We start from the raw sequence: 22,951 nt of genomic DNA on the forward strand, positions 1-22,951 counted from the left end.
CCGTGCCACGAGGGCGCGGGGGTGATCCTCGCGAGGACTATAAGGAGGCGCGGGGCGGGGCGGGTTTCACGGCGCGCGATTTGTGCAAGAGCCTCTTGCACAAATCGCGCAAGCGAATTCGATCAGGTTGCGCAAGCGGGGAGGGGCGGCGCCGTCATTGCGGGTTCGGCGAGCAGCAGCCGGTGATGCAGCTATGCCCGTCGGGGCACGACGGCTGGCCCGGCTGGCCGCACTTGGGTACGCCAGGCTCGCATTGTTGCTCGATGCACTCGGGCGGGAGCTCGGGCTTGCCGATGCAGACCTCGCAGTTCTCGCAGGGGTTGTTGCAGGCCGGGACCTGGGTGCACGGCTTGCATTTCATCGGATCCTTCAGGTTTTGCAGGTTGCAGCTCCCGGTGCCGGCCGGGTTCTCGGAGCCGAGCCAGACGGCGTGCTGGAGCCCGGGGAGCACGCAGCAGCCGAAGCAATCACAGCCGTTCGGGGTGAGCGGGCCGCAGTAGCTGTCACAGGTCGCCGATTGCGTCTGGTAGGCCGTTCCGCAGGAGCCGGCATACCCGGGGATGCTGGCGTTCGGGTTGTACGCGCACTGGCTGCCCTCGGGCGGGTAGTTCGGCGCGGTCGAGAGCGGGTCGCATTTGTGGCTCCAGTAGCAGGCGTCGTTGCCGGCGCCGGTGTCGGCGTCGAAGTAACAATCGCTCTTGCAAGGCGAGTTGTTCTGCCCGGGGATGCCGCCGTAGAAGCTGTTTTCGGTGTTGTCGCAGGGGCCGAGGCATTGATCGTCGGACGCGTCGGTCTTGCAGTCGCCGTCGTTGTCGAGGCAATCCCCGCAGGCGTAGACCTTGCCCTGGCAGGTGGCGACTTTGCAGAAATTGCCGCAGCCGCCCTGGTCGGGATCGCAGGTCTGGTTGCAGGCGCAGAGCGAGTCGTGCGGGATGGCCTTGCAGGCGTCGATCGTGGTGTCGCAGATGTCCTCGGTGCAGGCGATGCCGTCGTTGCACGTGATCGGCGGGCCATCCATGCAGCCCTGGGACGGGTCGCAGATCTCGGCGCCGTCGCAGAAGACGCCGTTGTCGCAGACGTAGTCCTGCGCGTAATGGGCGCAGACGCCGCCCGGGTCGTGGCAGAGGTCGTAGGTGCAGGCGATGCCGTCGTCGCAATTTTTGGGCGTGCCCTTCGTGCAGCCGCCGAACATGGGCTCGCAGGCCTCGACGCCGTTGCAGGCCATTCCATCGTCGCAGGCGTCGTGGTTCGGTGCATGGACGCACGCGCCGGTCGCCGAGACGCAGGAGTCGACCGTGCACGGCATGCCGTCGTCGCAATCGCTGGGCGTGCCCGCCTTGCAGACGACGTCGCAGTACTCGATGCCGTTGCAAGCGTCGCCGTCGTCGCAATCGGCATTCGCAGCGCAAGGCATGGCCGCGGTGCAGCCACCGACCGCGGCGATGCAGAGCTCGCCGGGAGCGCACGCGGCATTGTCGGCCGTGGACTTGCAGCCGCCGATCGCCTCGTCGCAGGCCTCGACGGTGCAAGCGACATCGTCGGACGGACAGGAGATCGAGGTGCCGAGGACGCAGCCGGTGGGCGCGGGGCCCGAGGGCGAGCAGGTCTCGATGCCATTGCAGACGAGGCCGTCGCTGCACGCGCTGTCCACAGGAGTGAAGATGCAGGTGTCGAACGACTCGGAGCAGGCGTCGCTCGTGCAGGAGAGGCCGTCGTCGCAGATGACGGGGCTCCCGGCGATGCAGCCGGCGAGGCCGCAGGTCTCCGTGCCGTTGCAATAGGCGCCGTCGTCGCAGGGCGCGTCCTCGGGGACGTGGGCGCAGGAATCGGTGGTCTCGTCGCAGAAATCGTTCGTGCAGCCGACGCCGTCGGCGCAGTCGACGGGCGAGCCGGGCAGGCAGCCGAGGTTCGCGTCGCAGGATTCGATGCCGTCGCAGAAGAGGCCGTTTGCGCACTTGCCGTCGTTCGGATTGTGCTGACACGCGTCGTTCTGGAGATCGCAGAAATCGTCGGTGCAGGAGATCCCGTCGTTGCAGTCGAGCGGGGCGGAGGACATGCAGCCGAGGATGGCATTGCAGGTTTCCACGCCGTCGCAGTTGATCTTGTTGTCGCAGAGGGAGTCGACGGGCGTGTGGCTGCAAGCGTCGGTGGACTCGTCGCAGCCATCCAGGGTGCAATCGACGCCGTCGTCGCAGGGTTTGGAGGTGTCGACGCAGCCGGCGGAGGGATCGCAGACCTCGGCGCCGTCGCAATATTTGCCGTCGTCGCACTTCCCGTCGTCCGGCAGATGGTTGCATTGGCCGGAGGCGCATGTGTCGACGGTGCAGCCGATGCCGTCGTCGCAGTCGAGATCGATCATGCAGCCGGCGGCGGCGCTGCCTGAGCCGCCGCCCCCCGTGGGATCAATTCCGCCGGCGCCGCCGCCGCCCCCGGCGCTTCCGCTGCCGCCTCCGCCGCCGCTTCCGCCGCCGCCTCCGCTTCCGCCGCTGCTCACGCCGCCGCTTCCGCCTCCGCCGCTGCTCACGCCGCCGCTTCCGCCGCCGCCTCCGCTTCCGCTTCCGCCGCCGCCCGCGGCTACGCTTCCGGCTTCGCCTCCGCTTCCGCCTTCCCCGCCGGAGCCGCCTGCGCCGCTCCCGGGCGTCACGCCTCCGGCGCCGCCCATTCCAGCGGCGCCGCCGTGCCCGACGCTCGCGGCGCCGACGCTCCCTCCGGTGCTCGTGTTGCCGCCCGAGCCGATCTGCTGCTCGATCGTATCCGAGCTACTACACGCAGCGAGCGCTGCCCATGCCACGAGCACGGCACCCGCCACGAATGCTCGATTCGTGTTCATTCAAGGCCCCCCAGAAAACAAAGTCAGGTGTTCCGGGGATGAGTCTGACCCGCAAAAAATGGAAACTCCACGCAGGATCCGGGCGATTTCTCGGATTTTCCCGCGTTTTGTACGTCCTCGAAAAACGTATTTTCGTCCGGGCAACGCGTCCGTGCGTCGCGGCCGGAGGGAGGGTCAGCCGGGAACGGAAACGGAGGCGCGGGGGCGCCGAACCCAGTGGATCACGAGGGGCAACGTCGCGAGGAGGAGGCCGACGAAAATGTCCTGGAGCCAGGGCGAGCGGAGGCCGAGCGCCTTCGGGCCGAGCTTGCCGGCGAGGGCGCCGAGCACGCCGAGCGTGAGGGAGACGAGGGCGACACGCGGAGGAATCGGCGCGTCGACGAAGAGGCCGACGCAAAGGAGCGGCAGGAGCGAGGCGCCGAGGAGAGCGCCCGCGAGGGTCGAGAGGGAGACGATGTCGCCGAGAGGGCGGAAGGAGAGCGCGAGGACGAGGGTCGCGACGAGAAAAAGGATGAAGCGGGTGCGGCGCTCGCTCGGCTCGCGTCGGGCGAGCGGGGCGACGACGTGCTTTTCGAGGCACGAGGCGACGACGAGCAAGGCGGAGTCGAGCGAGGACATCGACGCGGCGAGGAGCGCGACGAGAAAGACGGGGCCAAAGGCCGCGCCGAGCAGGCCTCGCTCGAAGACGAGGCGCGGGACGACCTCGTCGGCGTCACGGATGAGAGGGACGAGCGAACGCGCGAAGTAGCCAACGGGGAAGAGGCAGCCGAGGACGAGGAGGAGCAGGAGCGGCGCGAGGTGCCGGAAGCGGCGGGCCCGCGCGCCGTCGCCGAAGGCATAAAAGACCATGACCTGCTTGGGGTCGGCGACGAGTTTGACCGCGCCCGACAAACCCACGGCGACGAGCTGCGCGACGGAGAGCGGGCGGATCGGCGGAGGCGCGGGCGCTCCGGGATCGGGCGAGGCGGAGAGGACCCCGACGAAAAGCAGGACCGCGCCGGCGAGAAGGACGACCGATTGCACGACGTCCGTGAGCACGTCCGCCCAGAGGCCGCCGAGCAGGCAATAGACGATCGTGACGAGATACACGACGAGCAGCGCCGCGGAATACGAGAGGCCAAGGCCGGAAGCGACGACGAGGGCCGTGCCCCGCAAAACGGCGAGGACGTAGAGGAGGGTCGTGGCGACGATGATCCACTGGACGAAGACCGCGAGCGGGCGCGAGCCGAAGCGTCGTTCGAAGAAATCGGGCAGGGTGAGGGCGCCGTTCGTCCGGGCAAACTCGGCGAAACGAGGGGCGAAGAGGTGGAAGGAGAGCGCGCAGGCGACGACGAGGAAGCCGCCGACGACACACCAGCCGAGCCCGACCTCGTGGCTCTTGCCGGCATGTCCGACGAACGAGTTCGAGCTGACGAAGTTCGCCATGAAGGAGAGGGCGAGCATCCACGCGGGGATCTTGCCGCCGCCCGTGACGTAGTCGGAGAAGCCCTTCGTTCGCCGGGTGACGTAGGTGCCGGCGAGGATGAGCGCGAGGAGGTAGCCCGCGACGATGAGGAGGGTGACGAGGCGATCGGTGCTCAACGAAGACGATCCTAGAACATCGATCGGTTTGACAACCGCTCGATGTTCTAGCCTTGTTTCGTCCCGAGGGGGACGCCTCGCGTCCCCCTCTCGTCCGGGCAAAGCCCGGCCGATTCACCCCCCGAGGCGAGCTCGCTTCGCGATCTCGCAGAGCGCCGAACTGTTCGGCGCTCTAGTGGCGGCCGGAGAGCGGATCCTTGCGAGGGATGGTGCCCCGAGGAAGCACGCTCGGCGCAGCCGAAGCCGAGGGGGCCGGCGCGACAGAGGCGGCCGGAAGGAGGGCCGATCCAGAAGGCGAAGGCTTCGGGGGGAGGCTCGCGCGAGCCGAGGACGGAAGGCCCGAGGCCGCGGGCGTGGCGCTCGTCGTGGCGAGGGGCGCGTCGGTGCCACTCGATTGGATGAACCCGATGCCGAGCACGAGGCCCGCCGCGAGCGCGGCAGCGACGGCGAGTCCGACGTACAAGGAGCCACGCGAGGCGCGAGGCGCAGGCGGGATGTCGAGCGCGGGCCGGACGACGGCGTCGGCCGAGATCGTGGTCGTGCTCGGCGGAGGCGTGGGCACGTGCGCAGGGAGCGCCGGATCCGAGAGCGTGGCCGGGAGCCGCGGGACGGGCGGAGGCTTGATCACGGGCAGCGCCGAGGAGCTCGCGGAGACCGCGGGGGCGCTCGCAGGCAACGCAGACGCGGGCGGCGGTGCCTTCGATTCGAGGGCGTCGAGCAGGATGTCGATCGAGTCGCGCCCCGACGAGGGCGGCGCGCGCATCGTCTCGCTGTACGCCATGCCGCCGAGCGCGCGTCGCGACGAGATGACGGCATCGATGAGCGCGTCCCCCTCCTCGATCCCGAGCGCCGCCGCGAGCGCAGTGACGGCCTCGCCCGCGGAGCGGAAGCGCTTGCCGAGCTCGCGATGGCAGCAGCGGAGGAACCAGGCGTCGTAGGAAGGACCCAGCGCGGCGCCGAGTTCGCTCGGTGGGCGGATCGGGTCATACGCGATCTTGCCGATGAGCTCGGCGACGGTGTCGGACTCGAAGTGATCACGGCCCGTGAGGAGGCGGTTCGTGACGAGGCCGAGGGCCCACACGTCCGTCGCGGGCCCGACGAGCGAGACGCGGCCCGTGGCCTGCTCGGGCGACATGAAGAGCGGCGTGCCGAAGATGCGGCCGGTCTGGGTGCGCGAGACGATCTGCGCGATCGTGGCCGCGTCGCCCGTGAGCTTGGCGATGCCGAAGTCGACGAGCTTGATGCAAGGGACGCCGTCCTCGCGCTCGATGAGGAAGAGGTTCTCCGGCTTGAGGTCGCGATGGACGATGCCGAGGGCGTGCGCCTTGTCGAGCGCGCGAGCGGCCTGCCGCATGTAGAGCACGACTTCGGGGACGGGCAACACGCCGCGCATGTCGAGCTCGGCGCCGAGGTCGCGGCCGCGGAGGTACTCCATCACGAAGAAGGGCGCGCCGTTGAGCTCGGGCGCGACGTCGGCGTCCGTGATGCGGACGACGTGATCGCTGTCGATCCGCGCGGGCGCGCGCGCCTCCACGCGGAAGCGGGCGATCTTTTCGGGGCTTGCCGCAGCCGGGTCGTGCAGCACTTTGAGGGCAAACTGTTCGTCCGTGTGGACGTGTTGCACCAGGTGCACGGAGCCGACTGCGCCGCGCCCGATCTCCCGGATCACGCGATACCGACCGGCGATGACCAGGCCGGGGGTGATCTTCTTCGTCTCCGGCATGCGCGAGGCGTCCTCGGGTGACTCGCCATCCTAGTCAATCCCGAGGCCAAACGAAAGCGGGGCGCGGCCGCTTGGCGGTCGCCTTCGGCCGAGGTAGGTTCGACCCATGAGCACCGAGGGCATCTCGGAACGGGATTTCGAACGCGTCGCGGACGACACGCTGCGCAAGCTCGAGCGGGCGCTCGGCGACCTGGACGGGCTCGAGGTGGATCTGCAGATGGGGGTCCTCACCATCGAGTTCCAGGACGGAACCCGGTACGTCATCAACAGCCACCGCGCGGCGCGGCAAATCTGGATGGCCGCGGAGCGCAACGCCTGGCACTTCGACCCGCGCGCGGGCGGCGCGAGCTGGAACGCCTCGAAGGACGGCGCGGAGCTCTGGGCCACGGTGCAAGCGGTGCTCTCGCGCAAGCTCGGCAGGACGATCGAGCTCACCCCCTGAGCGCGGAGGAGCCGGGATGCGCGCCTCGCCTCGCCTCGCCCTCGCGCTCGGGCTCGCGCTCGTGACGAGCGCGGCGTCCGAGGCCCACGCCTACTGCCGCGCCTCGACGTGCGCCGAGGGCCAGCTCTGCGGGCCCCCGCCCTGGGAGGATCCGGCCTGCAAGCCGCTCCTCTGGAAGCGGCCCTGCGTGGGCGTGAGCGTGCAGGTGGACGGCTCGGAGGAGGTACCGTACCCGCTGGCCCTGGCGGTGGTCGAGCAATCGTTCCGGGCGTGGGAGGAGCCGGTCTGCGAGACGGAGCTACCCGGACCGCCGAACATCCACGTGCAGAACCTCGGGCCCGTCGCGTGTGATCGCGTGGAGTACAACTCGAAGGCGGGGAACGCGAACGTGGTCGTGTTCCGCGACGCGACGTGGACGCACCCGGATGGGCCACACAACATCGCGCTGACGACGGTGACGTTCGACACGAGGACGGGCGAGATCTACGACGCGGACATGGAGGTCAACACGCACGGCTTCCCCTTCACGACGTCGGACAACCCCGAGGAAGTGCAGACGGATCTGCTGTCGGTGATGACGCACGAAGCCGGGCACTTCCTCGGGCTCGCGCACGCCGAGGACGCGAACGCGACGATGTGGCCGAACTACACGGCCGGGAGCCTCTTGCCGCGCACGCTCGCGGCGGACGACATCGCGGCGATCTGCGAGGCGTATCCGCCCACGGGCGAGCCCGTCGACACGGCGCGCTGCAATCCCCTGCCCCGCCACGGCTTCTCGCCCGAGTGCGCGGCGAAGCAGACGGAGGGCGATTGCAGCGTGCGCGGCGGAACCGGCAGGGGCGAGGCAGGGCACACGGCGCCGGTGCTCGCGCTCGTCGCGCTCGGGTTCGTTGGGGCTCGGAGGATCAGAGCCCGAAGCGCACGCCGAGGCCGGTGAGGATGCCCGAGAGGGTCGGCGCGACGTCGAGATCGATCGCGACGCGCGGCGTGGGCCGGAAGGAGACGCCGACCCGCGGCAGGACGACCCACGGGTAGACGAGCGGCCGCGCGCCCCCGTCGAACCAGCTCGGCTCTTCATAGGCGCCGTAATGGTCGACGTCCTTGTCGAGCTGGTTGCAGTAGCGAAAGCTGCCCGGCGGATCGTTCGGCGCGATGCAAGGCCTGTACGTGTACGGATCCGCGGGCGTGAAGCCGGGTGGATACGCCTGCGTGCGGTAGAGGCCGCCGAGGAAGGTGTAGCCGACGCCGAGGCCACCGCCGATGCGGAAGCGGAAGCGCTGCGCGCGATCGAGCGGGATGTTCCATACGAGTTCGAACGATGCCTGCAAGGAGGAGAGGTCGGCCCAGACGATCTCGTACTCCGTGTCGGGCGTGCCGCGCGGCTTGAAGGGCGTGGGCGGGAGGAGGAAGGCCGCGTATCCGAGCGTGAAGGTGATGTCGAGGTTGCCCGAGGGGCGCACGAGCGAGAGCGCTCCGCCCGGCGCGATCACGGTCCGCCCGCCGTCGCCGAAGATGTTCATGGCGAACCGCGGGATGACGTAGCCGCGGTACGCAGCGCCGAGCCAGAGGCGCGGCTCCTTCGAAGGGACGGCGGGGCCGGGCGCGGCCGTGGATTCGAGCGGCGCGAGATCGAGCGTGACGACGCGGCGCTCGTGTTCTTCGAGGGTGATCGTCTCCTTGCGCTCCTTCTTGCCCTTGGCCTTCATCACGACGGAGAGCTCGTCGCCGGGATCGACCTTCTGCGGCTCGGTCGGCTGCTCGACGGGCTCGCCGTCGATCGTGATGGCGACGCCCTCGTAGCCCTTCGGGATCACGAAGGTGAGCGTGGGGATGCGGGCCTCGACGTCGCCGAGCTTCTTCTTGGCGGTCTGGATGGCCGCGCGGTCGCCGCGGGTGTGGCTCCGATCGGGCGGCTCCTCGGCGACGACGCCGTAGAGGGCGGCCGCCTGGAGGAGCTCGGCCGCCATCTCGTAACAACCCGCGAGCGCGACCGCGGTCTCGGGCCGGTGCCGGATGCCCTCGGCCTCTTCGAGGAGCGGGACGGCGTCGCCGCATTCTCCCTTCCGAGCGAGCGTGATCCCCTTCTGGGCCTGCGCCTCGCCGGGCGCGGCGCGCGCGGGCGTGGCGGAAAACCCAGCGAGGGCGGCGAGACCAACCCCCAGCAGGCGGCGGATCCACGTCGGCCCAGGACGATCCGGGCCTGTTCGTCGGTCGCGACCTGCGGCGCTGGTACGCCTCTTCGGCATGGCTCGGTCGATCGCGCGGGCTGCCATCGCCCTCGCCGGTCCGCATCCTACGCGGCCCCGAGCGGCCGTGACGACAAAGTTACCACCGGCCTCGTCCGGCGACCTCCGAGGTCGACCTCGGGTCCGGCCCCGACCGTCCGGTGGTGAGATTCCCCGCTCGATGAAGAAAACGATGGGCCGCGAGTTTTCCTGCTTCGACGTCCCCGAGCGACGCTTGTAATCTACCGCTGATGGACCCAGGCGCAGGGAAAAACGGGCCGAACGGTCCCGATAACACCCCCGGGGCCGCAGGAACCGGGCGGGGTATTCTTTCGAATCCCACGCGTCGGACCCTGCGAGCCGGCGAGATCCCGTCGACCATGATCGAGTGCGTGCACGCCGAGCAATGCGGCGGATGCCCGCTCATCGGGATGGACTACGCCCAGCAGCTCACGACGAAGCGCGCGCGTGTCGTGAGCGCGATCGTGCACTACCCGGCGCTCGAGCTGCTGTACACGCGCCAGGTCGTGCCCGGCGATCAGATCGTGGGCTATCGCGGCCGCGCGAAGCTCATCGTGTCGCCGACGGGCGGGATCGGTCTCTACGGCCGCTCGGGCAACCACGACGTGATCGACATCCCGAACTGTCGCGTGCTCGCGCCCGCGCTCGCGGAGGTGACGACGGTCCTGCGTGGGCTCATCGCGTCGCCGCCGCCGGAGGCTCGCGGGCTTCTCTTGCCGTACGATCCGCACGGCGGCGGCGTGCTCCGCGCGATCGATCTGCGCGAGGTGCACATGCCGAGCACGACGGCGCTGCCGGAGACGACGACGACCGCACAAGGCAACCGCGTCGGCGTGCTGCTCACGTTCGTGCTGCAGCGTGATCGTGTTCCTTCACGCGACGAGCTCAAGGAGGCGGGGCGCGCGATCCGGGCGCTCTTGCCGCGCGTCGTGGGCATCGCGGCGAACCTGCACGAGGCGGACGCGCCGCAGATCCTCGGGCCGGAGACGATGGTGCTCGACGGCGTGCCGCACGCCGAAGATCGCATCGGGCCGACGTACCACGTGGCCTCGTTCGGTTCGTTCGTGCAGGTGCACCGCGGCCAGGCGTCACGCGTGCACGCGCTCATCACGCGCGAGATCGCCTCGCTCGACATGCAGCTCTTGATCGACGAGACGGGCACGAACCGCAGGCAGCCGCGCGTGCTCGATCTCTACGGCGGCTCGGGCGCGATCTCGATCGCGCTGTCGCACGCGAAGAACATCGTGACGATGGTGGAGTCGTTCGCGCCCGCGGTGAACAACGCGCGCTCGGCGGCCGAAGCGCAGGGGCTCGGCAAGCTCGACGCGCGCGTCGGCGACGCGGCCGACGTGGTGAACTCGCTGCTCGCGAACAACGAGAAGTTCGACGCCGTGGTGATGAACCCGCCGCGTCGCGGCGTCTCCCCCGCGGCGCGCGAGGCCATCGCCCGCCTCGGCGCGCCGCTCTGCATCTACGTCTCGTGCGACCCCGACACGCTCGCGCGCGACCTCGATCACTTCAGCCGGCTCGGCTACACGTCGAGCGAGCTCATCCCGATCGACATGATTCCTTTGACCGAGGAAGTCGAGACCGTCGCGGTGCTCAAGCGCGCGCCGCCCGCGCAGCCGCGCGTGATCTACGAGGACGACGACGTCATCGTGGTCGAGAAGGGCCCGCACGAGCCGGTCGAGAACCAGCCGGAGTACCTCGGCTCGCTCATGCAGCGCTGTCTGCGACTGCCGGGCGTGTCGAACCTCAAGGTGGTGAACAAGCTCGACACGGGCACGAGCGGCCTCTGCATCTTCGCGCGAAACGAGGTGGCGCGGCAGCTCTGGACGACGGCGCTCGCCACGAGCGGCCGGCTCATCTACCTCGTCGCCGCGAAGGGCGTCACGCCGACGAAGGGCGCCATCGCGCGCGACCTTCGCGAAGGCGGCCGCAGCTACATGGCGAGGACGCGGTACCGCCGCCTCGCCGTCGCTTCGGGCCACTCGATCCTGCGCGTGATCCCCGACGGGCACAGGCCGCACCAGATCCGCCGCCACCTCGCGGCGATCGGGCACCCGGTGCTCGGCGACGAGCGCTACGGCCACGTGCCGACGAACCGCTACTTCGAGGAGAAGCACGGCCTCGATCGCTCGTTCGTGCACCTCATCCGCATCGAGATCGTGCATCCGCGCACGGGCGCGAAGCTGCTCATCGAGTCGACGTTGCCGGGTGATCTGCGCGCGTCGCTCGAGCGCGCGACGGGTTCGTCCGTGATCAAGTTCCTCGAGCAGAAGCACGCGCTCGGCGAGAACCGGGCTTCGTCGATGCTGCCCGGCGAGCCGGCGAGCGCGCCCATGCCGCCGCCGCGTCCGCTCGATCGGGGCTCGCAGCCTGCGATCGGTCCGATGCCGACCGATCTCTCCCCGCCGCCGCCCTCGTACCCGCCGGACTCGCTCGCCGAGCCGATGTCGTACGCGTCGCCCGACTCGTTCGCGGCGCCGCCCTCGTACGCGACGCCGGCCTCCTACGCGCAGCCGCCGTCGTACGCGCCGCCGGGCGGCCTCCCCTCGCCGACCATCACGGAGGCGCCGACCGAGCACGTCCCCGAGCTCGACGAGTCTCCCCGCACGATCCGTCACGCCATCGTCTCCGACGACGACTGAGCTGAGCGGACCTGACCAGACTACATACCGCCCGCAAAAGTCCACGATCTGGTAGGCTCGCGCCGTGCCGTCTCCTCAACTCACGGAAGAGCGCCCGCGTATCCTCGTGGTCGACGACGAGAAGGTCATCCGCGACATGCTGGCGGATTTCCTGGGCATGGAGGGCTACATCGTCCGCACCGCCGAGGACGGCACCGCCGCGCTCGGGGAGCTCACGAAGTCGCACTACGACCTCATCATCAGCGACCTCAAGATGCCGAAGATGGGCGGCATCGCGCTGCTCGACGAGATCGGCAAGACCGCGCCCGACGCGCTGACCGTGATCATGACGGGGTTCGGCACGGTCGAGACCGCGATCGACGCGATGAAGCGCGGCGCGTACGACTACGTGCTCAAGCCCTTCAAGCTCGACGAGGTGATCCACGTCGTGCAGCGCGGCCTCGAGAAGCAGCGCATGGCGGCGGAGAACCTGCGCCTGCGCGAGGCGCTCGGGCTGTACAAGGTCAGCGAGGCCATCCAGGCGAGCCTCTCGCTCGATCAGGTGCTCGAGACCGTGGCCGAGAGTTGCCTCTCGGAGGTGCGCAGCGATCTCGTCTCGACGTGGCTCGACGACGGCGAGGGTGGGCTCTTCGAACGGCAGCACATCCGCGGCCCAGCGCTGCCCGAGGACGCCGCGATCGGCGTGCTCGATCACGACAAGATCGCCGAGCACCTGCGTGCGGAGGCGACGCTGCTCGAACAAGGGCCGCGCGGTCTCAAGTTCTTCTCGGCGCCGCCCGAGGTGCCGCTCTACTCGATCGTCGCGGTGCCGCTGCGCATCGGCCAGCGGTTCATGGGCTTCATCGCGCTCGGCTCGTTCTCGAAGGGACGTCGCTTCGAGGAGGGGCAACGCAAGCTCCTCAGCATCATCGCCTCGCGCGCCGCCGCCGCGATCGAGAACGCGCGCCTCTACCAGGATTTGCAGGCGACGTTCCAGCAGACGATCCAGGGCCTCGCGAAGGCCATCGACAAGATGGATCGGTACACCTCGGGCCACTCGGATCGCGTCGCGCTCTACGCCGTCTTCCTCGCCAGGCAGCTCGGCCTCTCCGCCTACGAGGTGGAGATCGTCCGGCAGAGCGCGCTCATGCACGACATCGGCAAGATCGGCTGCGTGCTCAACCTCAACAAGCCCGGCAAGCTCACGCAGGACGAGTACGAGGTCTTCAAGAAGCACCCGGTCTTCGGCCGCGACATCCTCGATCCCATCAAGTTCTTGCACCCGCTGATCCCGGGCGTACACCTGCATCACGAGCGCTGGGACGGGCGCGGATATCCGCTCAAGTTGAAGGGCAACGAGATCCCCATCATCGCGCGCATCATCGCCGTGGCCGACACGTACGACGCCATGACGAGTGATAGATCCTATCGCCGCGCGCTGCCGCACGAGGTCGCCGTGGCCGAGATCGAACGTTGCTCCGGCTCGCAGTTCGATCCCGAGGTCGCCGCGAACTTCACGGAGAACATCGAGGGCTACCGCGACGAGCGGCGCAGCGCCGGAGACAAGGTGCCGGAGTAGTGGGCGAGAGACAGGCGAAGGCGTATTTCCTCGGTCGAAGGCGTTACGAGCCCATCCACGCGCTGCAGCAGCACCTCGTCTCGCTCCGCGCGGACGGGCACATCGAAGACCTGATCTTGCTCGTCGAGCACGAGCCCGTCGTCACGCTCGGACGCGCCGCCGACGCGGGCAACGTTCTGCTCGGAGACGAGCTGCTCGCCGAGCGCGGCGTCGATCTCGTGCAGACCGGCCGCGGCGGCGACGTGACCTACCACGGGCCCGGACAGCTCGTGTGTTATCCGATCCTCGATCTCAAGCCGGATCGATGCGACGTCCGCCGCTACGTCCGATCCCTCGCGGAGGTGATGATCCTGCTCGCGCGCGAGCTCGGCGTGGAGTCGGGCGTCGTCGACGGGCTCATCGGCGTGTGGGTCGATCGCGAAAAACCCGGCGAGTGGGCCGGCGCTCCGTGGGCCGGCGAGATCGCGAAGCTCGGCGCGATCGGCGTGCGCCTCTCGCGATGGGTCACGATGCACGGCTTCGCGTTCAACCTGTCCGTGGATCTCAACGGCTTCGGAATGATCGTGCCTTGCGGGATCCGCGACCACGGCGTCACGTCGATCGAAGAGCTCGTCGGCCGCGCGCCCGCGGTGCGTGACGTCGCGCTCGGTTGCCACGTGATCCTTTCGCGCGGGCTCGAACTCTCCGTCGCGCAGGTGGAAGACATCTCGGACGTATCCGATCTCGAAGCCGCGCTAGCGGGGCAGTCCCGAACATCCTCAAGCTCCGCAGAGCAAGAAAAACCCGGCTTCGGCTGATTCCGCGCGAGGTCGCTTCGTGCGAACCTCGTGACTCGTGGGGTCTGCTTCTTCGCCTCCGCCTCCTCAGGTCTCCGTCGCGCCGACGTCAGCCGATCCTTCCTTGGATCGCTGTCCGCGCTGCGGCGGCCGGGGGGCGCCGCCGCGGCGACGGCAAAACCCCTTCCTCGACGGCCTCGACATCGCGGTCGTCTGCGAGGACTGCGGCCTCTCGTTCCCGGCCAAGCCGCCCCCGCCCCCGCCCTCGGGCCGGCCCCCCTGGTGAAACGCACAGAACAGGCGTGACACAGATGGATCACGCTGTGCTACGGTGCGCGCCATGTCCGTCGTGGCAGCGAGCGTCCTCGGCCTTGGTCTCGGTCTCAAGCATGCGTTCGAGGCAGATCACGTGGCAGCCGTGTGCACCTTCGTGGCGCGCGGCGGGACGGTCGCGCGCGCGGCCTGGTCCGGGGCGCTCTGGGGGCTCGGGCACGGGGCCGTGATGGTCCTGGTCGGCGGCGCGCTCGTGGCCTCGGGCGCGACCGTGCCCCCCTCGATCGCCCTCGCCCTCGACATCGCCGTGGCCGTGATGCTGGTCGGGCTCGGGATCGGCGCGCTCGTGTCGCGCCGGCAAAAGGTCGCAGAGGACGGCGCGCCTCCGAAGACGGTCAAGCGGCCGCTGCTGGTCGGGCTCGTGCACGGCGCCTCGGGGACGGCGGCGCTCACGCTGCTCGTGGCGAGCACGATGCAGGCGCGCACGGCGGCGCTCGTCTTCGTGGGCGTCTTCGGGCTCGCGTCGGTGATCGGCATGGCGCTCATCGCCGCGCTCGTGGCCTGGCCGATGCGCTCGCTCACCCGTGTCGCCCCGTCGCTCGGCCCGCGCCTGCAGGCGCTCGCCGGCCTCGGCTCGATCGCGGCCGGGATCGCCGTGGCGGCGACGGTGATTTGACCCGCACACGGCGCGGACCGTGCAGCGGCGACCCAAAATCAGCTAAGAAGGGCGCCACATGGGCGCGACGCGGCAAAGACGGCTCGGCAAGGCGCAGACGATCGCGCTCGCCGGCGTCGCCGTCCTCGGCACGGGCGCAGCCGCGTTCGTGACCGTGCCGGAGCTCATGCTCGCGCACGGGACGCGCCAGGCGAAGGCATGCCTCGCGTCGATCGAATCGCCGGAGGCTCCCGAGGAGCTGCTCTGCCGCGGGCCCATCGAATGGATGCTCCTGCCGGCGCGCCTGCCGCTGACGGCGAACCGCGCGCGCTACCGGGCCGAGGAGCTCAACGCGCGGGTCGCGCTCGCGAACTACGTCGAAGCGGCCGTCTCGGGGGCGCCGGATCGCCTGGCCAAGAAGGCAGACGCGCTCGATCTCGAAGCCGCGGTCGTGAAAAACGGCTCGCAGCGCCTCGCGTTCGACGAGCTCGGCCCCTCGGTCGGCGCGCCGGATCTCGGGCGGGAAGCGGACGCGGTGGGCGATCGTCGCACGTTGATCGATCGCGGCGAGACGTGGCTCGATTTCCGCGTCCGGATCGCAGCGATGCGCGCGGCGCTGCTCGAAGGCGATCCGAAACGCGCCGAGCTCCTCGCGCGGAGGTACGCCGACTACGATCCGCGCGATCACGACCACCGCACGGCGATCGCCGCGGTGCTCTGCATGGGCCTCGGCGACGATCCGAAGCGCGGCTTCGAGATGCTGCCGTTCGTGCAAGACGATCGGGCTTCGCGCCGGTACGAGGGGATGTCGCGGGATTTCGGCGAGGTGCGCGCGCTCATCATCGCCTGCGCCGCGCGCGTCGGAACGCCGCCGCCGCCGATGCCGGAGAGGCCGCAGGCGGGAGGCGCGGACGCGGTGGAGCAACGCGCGCTCTTGCGGCTGCGCCTCGCGGCCTCCCACGCGAATGGCGAGGCGACGGAGCCGGTGCAAGCGGCCATCGCGGCGGCGCGATCGCTTCTGGAAAATGGTCCGCGAGGTGCGGGCGCGCGGATCGCGCTGCTCGCGGCGGTGCTCGCGGCGGGCGCGGATCTCGACGCGGACGAGGTCGCTCGGCTGTCGCGGGCCCGCGACGACGAGGATCCGCTCGCCGCGCCGATCGCGTGGACCGCGACCGAGTGGCTCGCCGAGCGGCGCCCCGCGCTCGGCGACGCGGAGCCGCCGCCGGTGGTCCCGGGCGCGACGTTCGTGGCGGCGGCGCGCGGCGTGCTCGGCCTCGAAGCGAAGCTCCGCGCGCCCAAGGAAGGCGCACACCGCGCGACGGCCGAGGCGCTCGTCGCGGCGCGCGGCGCGCTCTGGCTCGAAGCGGCGATGTCGCTCGCGCGGGAGGGCGACGCCGTGGGCGGAGCGACCGCCGCCGACGAGGCTGCGACCGCGCTCGGCCTCGGCCTGCGCGGGCGCGCGCTCGTGCGATCGAACGTGTTCCGTCTCGCCGGCGATCGGGAGAAAGCGTTCGCGGAGCTCGCCGTGGACGACGCGCCGGCGAAGGACGAGCTCAAGGGCAAGATCGCCTCGGATCCGCGGATCCCCGCGGCGGTCGCGCTCCAGCGGGCCGAGCTCGCGATGACGCTCGGCAAGCGCGAGGAGGCGCGGGCGTCGGCCGAACGCGCGGAGGCGCGGGCCGAGGCTTGCCGCGACGTCCTGCTCGCGGCGCGGGCGCGCTGGCAGCTCGCGGCGCTCGGCGCGAGGACCGCGCCGCCCCCTTCGTGGGCGGACGTCGAGGCGGGCATGGCGCTCACGTGGATCGGCTTCGGCCATCCGCTCGAACCGTACCGGGCCGGCGACGCGGTCGCGCAATCGGCGCGGGTCGCGCGCGCGCTCGACGGATGGGTCGGCCTCGCGGCCGCGGATCCTGCGCTCCGCCATGCGGGCAGATGGGCGGCGCTCCGGGATCGCGGCGACGCCCCACCCTGGCTCGGCGTGCACCTCGCGCTCGCGGGACGTTTGCTCCCACCTTCCGAGGGGGACGTGGAGACCTGGCTCGACGCGGTCTCCGCCTTCGACACGCGCCGCTTCTCGCTCCGCTCCTATGCCTTCGCCCGCGCCGACGCCGCGCGCATGCGTGGCGACGCCGAGGCCGCGGCGCGCTGGGAGGCGCGTTATCGATTCCTGCGCGGCGTCGCCTCGGATCCGACGCGAATGGAGCTCGCGCGGCACCTCGACCTGTAAAAGGTGCTATCGCTCTGTCCGATGCGACAGACCCGCGCGCCCTTGCTCCTTGCTTCGATCCTGTCGATTCTGGCGTTCGCGCCTGCGGCCGAGGCCTACGAGCGGCAGTGGCACGTCGGCGGCGGGCTCGGGTATTCCCTCGTCCTGCCCGGCGGGAGCATTCCCACCGCGGCGACCGCGCTCCACGGCGCCTCCGTCGCCGTGCACGGCACGTACGGCCTCACGGACGCGTTCAACCTCCTCGTCCAGGTCGACGGCAGCTTCGCGCCCGGCTCTCCGCCCGTCCTCCTTGCCGGCGGCGGCGTCGGCATTGGATATGTCCTCGATGTCCTGCGCTGGGTCCCGTGGGCGGGCGTCATGGCCGGCGGGTATGCCGTCTCGGCCTTCGACCCTTGCGGCGCGGCTGGCGAGACGGGCTGCACGAGCGGCCGGCTCGGCCTCTCCATTCCGTTCGGCATCGACTACCAGGTCAGCCGCAGCTTTACCATTGGCGCCTCGGGCCGCTATGGCGTGCTCCTCCTCGGCCCGAAGGGCGGCTTCGACCAGATGATTGGCGCCTTCCTCCGCGCCGAATACGTCTGGGGTTATTGAGGCGACTCTTTCGACCGTCGTGATCGCGGCGCTTTTCGCGGCGCTTCGGGCACCCGCGCGGTCGGCACCACGGTCCCGTTTGGCGTCGTGCTCGCGCGGGCCACCTTCGGCGGCAGCTTCTGCGTCGCGAGCTGCGACGAGTCGTGTGGCTTCGGCGACGAAACGATGGTCACGCGGGGCGTCGTCCTCGACCCGTGCGACGTCACCGCCGCCGGGACCTTCGGCGTCTGCGCGGCCTGCGTCCCGGACGGCGTCCGCGGCACCCGTTGCGTGGGCGCGCACACATCCGTATCCGCGGCGACCACGAGCGCGTTTTTGACCGGGAGGGGCGCGCGGACGGGCCTTCGCGACGTTTTCTGCTCGATCGCCTTGGGGGCGGAGGTCCACCCGTCGCGGGCCGTGGAGGGGCCTTCCGGGGGCGACGAGGGCATCAAGGGTTTCCGTCGGGAGGGCGGCGGCGGCTGGTTCCGCGCCAAAGACACGCCCGCCGGCGCGGCCGGCAGCACGACCCGGAGGAGCGCGCCGCCGAGATCCGACCGATCGAGCTCGAGCGTTCCCCCGTGCGCCACCGCGACCTGCCGCGCGAGCGTCAGCCCGATCCCGAGCGATTCCCGTTTCGTCGTGAAGAACGGGTCGAAGATCCGGGCCCGCACATCGGGCGGGATGCCTGGCCCCGAGTCCTCGACGCGCATCACGACCTGATCCTTGTCCCGCGTGAGGGTCACGCACACGAGCGGCTTTTGCGGCTCCTCGCCGGCCTTCTTGTTCGCCTCGGCGGCGGCCGCGCAGGCATCCACGCCGTTCGTGAGCAGCGCGAGCAGGAGCTGACCGAGATCACTCCGCTTCCCCACGACGACCGGCGATGACCCGTGCACGGCCGTCACCAGCAAATCCACGCTGCGCGCGCGCGCCGTGGGCTCCACCAGCGCGGCCGCTTCGTGCGCGAGATCCTCGAGGTCCACGGGCTCCGCGTTCGACTCCTCGAGCGCGGAAAGCAGCCGCGTCCCGGCCGTCCGCGCGAACTTGAGCGCCGTCGTCGCTTCGTCTTGAATCCGCGCCAGATCGTCGAGCGCCGAGGCCACGCCGGGGAACCGCACGCGCAGGTGGCCGATGAGCTTTTCTTGCTCCTCGAGCTGCGTCCCCAGCGACGACAGCGGCCATCGCATCTCGTCGGCGAACCCTGCCGCGAGCGAGCCCAGGATGGCCAGCCGCGCGAGCTTCGCGTCCGCGCCGCGCCGCTCGAGCGTGCCCGCGCGGGGCTTCGCCTCCTCGGCGAGGGCCACCGCGCGATCCCGCGCTTTTTCGTGCGCCATCGAGAGCGCGAGCATGTTCGCGGCCGTCTCCAGCACGAACGTCGCCTCGGGCGAGAGCATCTCCGGCGACGGCGCCGCGACCAGAAGCGCGCCGAGCACGTCCCGGCCGATCATGATCGGCGCGGCGAGGATCGTCCCCCAGCCTGCGCTGTTCACGAGCTCCGGATCGATCCGCCCGGCGAGCGCCGCGGCGGCGTCCGTCTCGGTGATGACGCGCCTCTTCTTGGCGGCCGTCTGTGCTGGAAACCAGGGAACCTCGGAGCTCGAAAACGTGCTGATGTAGGCGCGCAGCGTCGAGAGCAGCCCGACGTCTGCCACGAGCTCGAGTCCGTCCCCGGTGGCCTCGTACGCGGCGCCGCGCTGCGCGCCCACGCCTTCGAGGACGAGCGCGAGCGCCTCGGAGAGCAGCCCGCCGGCCTTGCCGCGCGCGAGCAGCCCCGAAAGGCCGAGGAGCGCCTGGAGCGAGGGGCTCGGCCTTGTCGTGGCGATCGTACGGCGGGCGGCCATGATGCCCCGAGGGTACTCGGAATCGGGGCGCGGGCGGAAGAGATCCGCGCCGGCCCTCGGCAGCGGCGCGCGCGCCGAGGGCCGCTCGCGAGCCGGTCGGGCTACTGGCAGGTCAAGCTACCGCAGTCCTCGCTCTTCGGATCGAAATCGGTGCATTTGCCGTCCGGCTGCAGGCCCCAGGTGCAATAGCTGAGGTAGCTGAAGCCGTCGATCGAATTGAACGTCATATTGACGTCCGAGAACACCGGCGCCGCGTAGCAATCGTTTTGCTCATAGCCGCGGTAATAGATCTTGTCGCCGACCTCGACGTTCGAGTCCTGCAGCTTGATCACGCCGAAGTCGCCGACCACGACCTCGCCCATCCCCATCGGCGCCGGGTTCGGCTGGGGCACCGGCTTCGCGTTCGAAACCCGCACCTTCACGCCGCCCCACTTGTTGTGGAAGTCCGCGTCCGTCGCCGAGCCGAGCTTCGCCACCTCCGCCGCGTCCGTGAACGCGTGCGGCGCCGGCAGCGGCGCCGTCCCCGTCCGCTCCACCGCGCACGTGAAGGCGATCTGCGTCTGCGGCACCTTGCTCCCGTTCATCTCGTTCGCGCAGGCCGCGAGCAGGAACGAATCGGCCACGCCCGTGATGTCGAGCACGTCACCCGGCTTCACGTCGTCCGGGATCGCGTCGCCCGGCAGCGGATCGCCCTCGTAGTAGTTCGAGAGCTTCGGGCAATACGCCTTGTTGCCGCCCGGCGGGATCGCCGCGGGCACGCCGTAGCTCAGCGCGATCACGCCCGAGTACTCCTTCGTCTCCGCGAGGCCCGGCGCCGAGACGAACACGCCCCAGAGGCAGTTGCCCGCGTTGCTCTGCGAGACGAGGAACTTGTGGCTCATGGCGACGGCGCCCTTCACCTTCACGGGCGTCCCCTTCCCGACCGCGCCGGATGCCTTGGAGTTCGTGATCTGCTCGATCGTGACCTCCTTGCCGTCGCACGTCGCGCCGCCTGCGCCGCCCGAACCCCCCGCGCCGCCGGCGCCGCCCGTGCCGCCCGTGCCGCCGGAGCCCGGCCCCGAGGCGCCCGTCGCGCCGCTGCCGCCGTCGCCGCCCGAGGGGTTGTTGTTCTCCTCCGCGCGACACGCCGCCGAGAGGACGACACAAAGCCCGAGCGCGCACGCCGCGCTCGTACCCAGAAAAGACCACTGCTTTCGAAGGGACATGAAGGAACCTCCTGCTCGCCGCTCGCTGCGCCGAAGAAAGACGCTCCGACCCTACCACCGCCCCCTTCCCCCCGCCCGTGCGTCCCGCCGTCCCGGCTCCCTCCGCCCTCCTCGCCGGTTCCGCGCCGCCCGCGTCTTCCAGCCCCGCCGCCCCTTCCGCGTCGCTCACCGCTTTCATGTCCGCTGCCCGGATCACGTATGCCGAACTACACATCCCTCGTTCACGGACCGGGAATAAAGCCGTTCGATGGGGGTTTGGGCCGCGCGATCGACGTCACCATGGCGTTGACACGGATCCGCCCACCGCTAGGATGCGCGCCGTTCTCTCGGGCCAGATCGTCAAGATCGCGTGATCCCGAGCCGAGGGGCGCTGCCGTGCGGCTCTGGCGGACCCTCACCTGGTTTTACCGTGCAGCGACAAAGGGCGCGTAGGTGCGCGCTCTACCGAAGGAGGTCGGATTGTCTACCGACGTGATGATCGAGGCCAATGGGCTCACCAAGCGATACGGGGCGTTTCGCGCGCTCGACAAGGTGAGCTTCGAGGTCCACCGCGGGGAGGTGGTGGGCTTTCTCGGCCCGAACGGCGCCGGCAAGTCCACGACGATGCGCATCCTCACCTGCTTCATTTCCGCCACCGGCGGGACGGCGCGGGTGCATGGCTACGACGTATTCGACGATCCCCTCGAGGTCCGGAAGAAGATCGGCTACCTGCCCCAGCGCGCGCCCCTCTACGGGGAAATGAGCGTCTGGGAGTACCTGAGCTTCGTCGCGGACATGCGTGGGCTCGAGACGTCCACGTTCAAGAAGCGCATGAAGAACATCGTCGAGGTCTGCGGCCTCGCGACGAGCCTCGGCAAGGACATCCGCGATCTGTCGCACGGCTATCGGCAGCGCGTCGGCCTCGCCCAGGCGCTCGTGCACGACCCGCCCATTCTCATCCTCGACGAGCCGACGAGCGACCTCGACCCGAACGAGAAGGCCGAGGTCATCAAGTACATCCAGGAGATCGGCAAGGAGCGCACGATCCTCCTGTCGACGCACAACCTCTCCGAGGTCGAGCAGGCCTGTGCCCGCGCGATCATCGTCTCGAAGGGGCGCATCGTCGCCGACGGCCCGCTCGAGGAGATCCGCGCGAAGAGCGGCCGGGTTCGTTACGTGGTCCAGGTGCACGAGAAGCGCGTCTTCGAGGGAGGCCCCGCGAAGAAGGCGCCGAGCGCCGAGGAAGTGCAGGCGGCCCTCGAAAAACTGCCCGGCGTGACGAGCGTGGTGGAGCTGCCGACGGACGATCGCGCGCACAGCTTCCAGCTCGCGGGCGCGCAGGACGGCGACATCCGCGCGGAGATCTTCCAGCTCATCGTCTCGAAGGGCTGGCTGCTCCTCGAGATGCGCCGTGAGGCGCAGAAGCTCGAGGACGTGTTCAAGGCGCTCACGAAGAACGACGAGCGCCGCGATCGCGGCCGTCCCATCGTCGAGGACGACGAGGACGAGGCCGAAGCGGCCGCCGAGGACGAGGACGAGGACGAGGACGAGTCCGACGAAGACGAGTCCGACGAGGACGAGTCCGACGAGGACGAGGACGAAGACGAGTCCGACGAGGACGACAAGAAGAAGAAGGGCTGAACGCCGATGGGCACCACATTCATCATCGCGAAGCGCGAGTTCCGCTCGAACTTCGACTCGACGCTGGCCTACGTCGTGATCTGCCTCGGGCTGATCCTTCTGGGCTTCGTGTTCTTCGAGTTCGGGGGCGGCTTCTGGCAGCAGGACCGGGCCTCGCTCGTGCAGATCTTCGCGCAGGCGCCGCGGGGTTTGTCGTTCCTGATCATCCCCGTCGTGACGATGCGCCTGCTCGCGGAGGAGAAGCGCTCGGGCACGCTCGAGATGCTGATCACCCTGCCCGTGAAGGATCACGAGGTGATCCTGGGCAAGTTCCTCGGGGCGTGGGGGCTCGTGCTCCTGCTCGTCGCCTCGACGCTGCTCTACCCGCTGCTCATGTTCTGGAAGCCCTGGGATCTCGGCCCGCTCGACATGGGCCCGGTCTACTCGGGTTACCTCGGCCTCGTGCTCTACAGCGCGGCGGCCGTCTCGATCGGCCTTCTGATCTCGGCGCTCGCGGAGAGCCAGACGGTCGCGTTTTTCATCACCTTCGTGGTGCTCTTCGCGCTTCACATGGTCGGCAGCGTGGCGGACAAGATGCCGACGCCCTGGCTGCGCGAAGCCATCTCGTTCATCAGCTTCGACACCCGCCTCGTGCCCTTCGCGAAGGGCATGATCAACACCCGTGACATCGTCTATTTCGCCTCGATCGCGGTCGGCTGCCTGATGGCGGCGTTCCGCGCGCTCGAGCGCCGGAAGTGGGCGTAGGAGGAAGGC

17 protein-coding genes are annotated in these 22,951 nt (G+C 70.0%); 11 read left to right on the forward strand and 6 right to left on the reverse strand.

Annotated features, from left to right (window positions below; translation table 11 throughout):
- Window positions 1–154: 154 nt before the first annotated feature.
- From QHF84_RS02805 to QHF84_RS02815, 3 genes are all read right to left on the reverse strand, one after another.
- Complete coding sequence (locus QHF84_RS02805; RefSeq protein ID WP_281311582.1) at window positions 155–2,830, reverse strand: hypothetical protein; 2,676 nt, start codon at window positions 2,828–2,830, stop codon at window positions 155–157.
- A 174-nt stretch (window positions 2,831–3,004) separates the two neighbouring features.
- On the reverse strand, window positions 3,005–4,411 hold the full coding sequence (locus QHF84_RS02810; protein ID WP_281311583.1) for a sodium:solute symporter family protein: 1,407 nt from the start codon (window positions 4,409–4,411) through the stop codon (window positions 3,005–3,007).
- A 172-nt stretch (window positions 4,412–4,583) separates the two neighbouring features.
- The gene (locus QHF84_RS02815; protein WP_281311584.1) at window positions 4,584–6,134 is read right to left on the reverse strand and encodes a serine/threonine-protein kinase; all 1,551 of its coding nucleotides are present in this window, start codon (window positions 6,132–6,134) and stop codon (window positions 4,584–4,586) included.
- Window positions 6,135–6,240: 106 nt separating this feature from the next.
- On the opposite strand from QHF84_RS02815, the gene cyaY reads away from it, so the two are divergent.
- Entirely contained in the window at window positions 6,241–6,576 is a 336-nt protein-coding gene (cyaY, locus tag QHF84_RS02820; RefSeq protein WP_281311585.1) for an iron donor protein CyaY, read from the forward strand.
- A 16-nt stretch (window positions 6,577–6,592) separates the two neighbouring features.
- Entirely contained in the window at window positions 6,593–7,513 is a 921-nt protein-coding gene (locus QHF84_RS02825; protein WP_281311586.1) for a matrixin family metalloprotease, read from the forward strand.
- Here QHF84_RS02825 and QHF84_RS02830 read toward each other — a convergent pair.
- Window positions 7,482–8,822, reverse strand: a complete 1,341-nt coding sequence (locus tag QHF84_RS02830; RefSeq protein ID WP_281311587.1) for a hypothetical protein — start codon at window positions 8,820–8,822, stop codon at window positions 7,482–7,484. The two genes, QHF84_RS02825 and QHF84_RS02830, sit on opposite strands and share 32 nt — an antisense overlap.
- A gap of 359 nt (window positions 8,823–9,181) precedes the next feature.
- Here QHF84_RS02830 and QHF84_RS02835 point away from each other — a divergent pair, with 359 nt between their 5' ends.
- The 7 genes from QHF84_RS02835 (at window position 9,182) to QHF84_RS02865 (ending at window position 17,553) form a co-directional block, all read left to right on the forward strand.
- On the forward strand, window positions 9,182–11,473 hold the full coding sequence (locus tag QHF84_RS02835; protein ID WP_281311588.1) for a pseudouridine synthase: 2,292 nt from the start codon (window positions 9,182–9,184) through the stop codon (window positions 11,471–11,473).
- A 64-nt stretch (window positions 11,474–11,537) separates the two neighbouring features.
- Window positions 11,538–13,031 carry an HD domain-containing phosphohydrolase gene (locus QHF84_RS02840; RefSeq protein WP_281311589.1) on the forward strand — a complete coding sequence of 498 codons (1,494 nt, stop codon included), beginning with the start codon at window positions 11,538–11,540 and terminating at the stop codon, window positions 13,029–13,031.
- On the forward strand, window positions 13,031–13,828 hold the full coding sequence (gene lipB / locus QHF84_RS02845) for a lipoyl(octanoyl) transferase LipB (RefSeq protein ID WP_281311590.1): 798 nt from the start codon (window positions 13,031–13,033) through the stop codon (window positions 13,826–13,828). Before QHF84_RS02840 ends, lipB begins: the two co-directional genes overlap by 1 nt.
- Window positions 13,829–13,931: 103 nt before the next feature.
- Complete coding sequence (locus tag QHF84_RS02850) at window positions 13,932–14,093, forward strand: hypothetical protein (RefSeq protein ID WP_281311591.1); 162 nt, start codon at window positions 13,932–13,934, stop codon at window positions 14,091–14,093.
- A gap of 54 nt (window positions 14,094–14,147) precedes the next feature.
- Window positions 14,148–14,756, forward strand: coding sequence for a hypothetical protein (locus QHF84_RS02855; RefSeq protein ID WP_281311592.1), 609 nt, complete (start codon window positions 14,148–14,150; stop codon window positions 14,754–14,756).
- 58 nt (window positions 14,757–14,814) lie between these two features.
- Window positions 14,815–16,962 (forward strand): hypothetical protein, encoded by a 2,148-nt coding sequence (locus QHF84_RS02860; protein ID WP_281311593.1) that lies wholly within the window; start codon window positions 14,815–14,817, stop codon window positions 16,960–16,962.
- Window positions 16,963–16,983: 21 nt separating this feature from the next.
- Window positions 16,984–17,553, forward strand: a complete 570-nt coding sequence (locus tag QHF84_RS02865) for a hypothetical protein (RefSeq protein ID WP_281311594.1) — start codon at window positions 16,984–16,986, stop codon at window positions 17,551–17,553.
- On the opposite strand, the gene QHF84_RS02870 is transcribed toward QHF84_RS02865, so the two are convergent.
- Window positions 17,547–19,373 carry an ATP-binding protein gene (locus QHF84_RS02870; protein WP_281311595.1) on the reverse strand — a complete coding sequence of 609 codons (1,827 nt, stop codon included), beginning with the start codon at window positions 19,371–19,373 and terminating at the stop codon, window positions 17,547–17,549. The genes QHF84_RS02865 and QHF84_RS02870 overlap by 7 nt on opposite strands.
- A 101-nt stretch (window positions 19,374–19,474) precedes the next feature.
- On the reverse strand, window positions 19,475–20,578 hold the full coding sequence (locus tag QHF84_RS02875) for a hypothetical protein (protein WP_281311596.1): 1,104 nt from the start codon (window positions 20,576–20,578) through the stop codon (window positions 19,475–19,477).
- 459 nt (window positions 20,579–21,037) lie between these two features.
- Between QHF84_RS02875 and QHF84_RS02880 the strand changes: the two genes are divergently transcribed.
- Both QHF84_RS02880 and QHF84_RS02885 read left to right on the forward strand, forming a co-directional pair.
- Entirely contained in the window at window positions 21,038–22,198 is a 1,161-nt protein-coding gene (locus tag QHF84_RS02880) for an ATP-binding cassette domain-containing protein (RefSeq protein ID WP_281311597.1), read from the forward strand.
- A 6-nt stretch (window positions 22,199–22,204) separates the two neighbouring features.
- Window positions 22,205–22,942 (forward strand): ABC transporter permease, encoded by a 738-nt coding sequence (locus tag QHF84_RS02885; protein WP_281311598.1) that lies wholly within the window; start codon window positions 22,205–22,207, stop codon window positions 22,940–22,942.
- Window positions 22,943–22,951: the final 9 nt, after the last annotated feature.

This window comes from Polyangium sp. y55x31 (genome assembly GCF_029946505.1).
In the GTDB taxonomy this organism is placed as follows: Bacteria; Myxococcota_A; Polyangia; order Polyangiales; family Polyangiaceae; genus Polyangium.

Bases quoted from the DNA above. Each gene is read 5' to 3' on its own strand.
- QHF84_RS02805 (WP_281311582.1), bottom strand. From the start codon at position 2,830: ATGAACACGAATCGAGCATTCGTGGCGGGTGCCGTGCTCGTGGCATGG.
- QHF84_RS02815 (WP_281311584.1), bottom strand. From the start codon at position 6,134: ATGCCGGAGACGAAGAAGATCACCCCCGGCCTGGTCATCGCCGGTCGG.
- cyaY (WP_281311585.1), top strand. From the start codon at position 6,241: ATGAGCACCGAGGGCATCTCGGAACGGGATTTCGAACGCGTCGCGGAC.
- QHF84_RS02825 (WP_281311586.1), top strand. From the start codon at position 6,593: ATGCGCGCCTCGCCTCGCCTCGCCCTCGCGCTCGGGCTCGCGCTCGTG.
- QHF84_RS02830 (WP_281311587.1), bottom strand. From the start codon at position 8,822: ATGCCGAAGAGGCGTACCAGCGCCGCAGGTCGCGACCGACGAACAGGC.
- QHF84_RS02835 (WP_281311588.1), top strand. From the start codon at position 9,182: ATGATCGAGTGCGTGCACGCCGAGCAATGCGGCGGATGCCCGCTCATC.
- QHF84_RS02855 (WP_281311592.1), top strand. From the start codon at position 14,148: ATGTCCGTCGTGGCAGCGAGCGTCCTCGGCCTTGGTCTCGGTCTCAAG.
- QHF84_RS02860 (WP_281311593.1), top strand. From the start codon at position 14,815: ATGGGCGCGACGCGGCAAAGACGGCTCGGCAAGGCGCAGACGATCGCG.
- QHF84_RS02865 (WP_281311594.1), top strand. From the start codon at position 16,984: ATGCGACAGACCCGCGCGCCCTTGCTCCTTGCTTCGATCCTGTCGATT.
- QHF84_RS02870 (WP_281311595.1), bottom strand. From the start codon at position 19,373: ATGGCCGCCCGCCGTACGATCGCCACGACAAGGCCGAGCCCCTCGCTC.
- QHF84_RS02875 (WP_281311596.1), bottom strand. From the start codon at position 20,578: ATGTCCCTTCGAAAGCAGTGGTCTTTTCTGGGTACGAGCGCGGCGTGC.
- QHF84_RS02885 (WP_281311598.1), top strand. From the start codon at position 22,205: ATGGGCACCACATTCATCATCGCGAAGCGCGAGTTCCGCTCGAACTTC.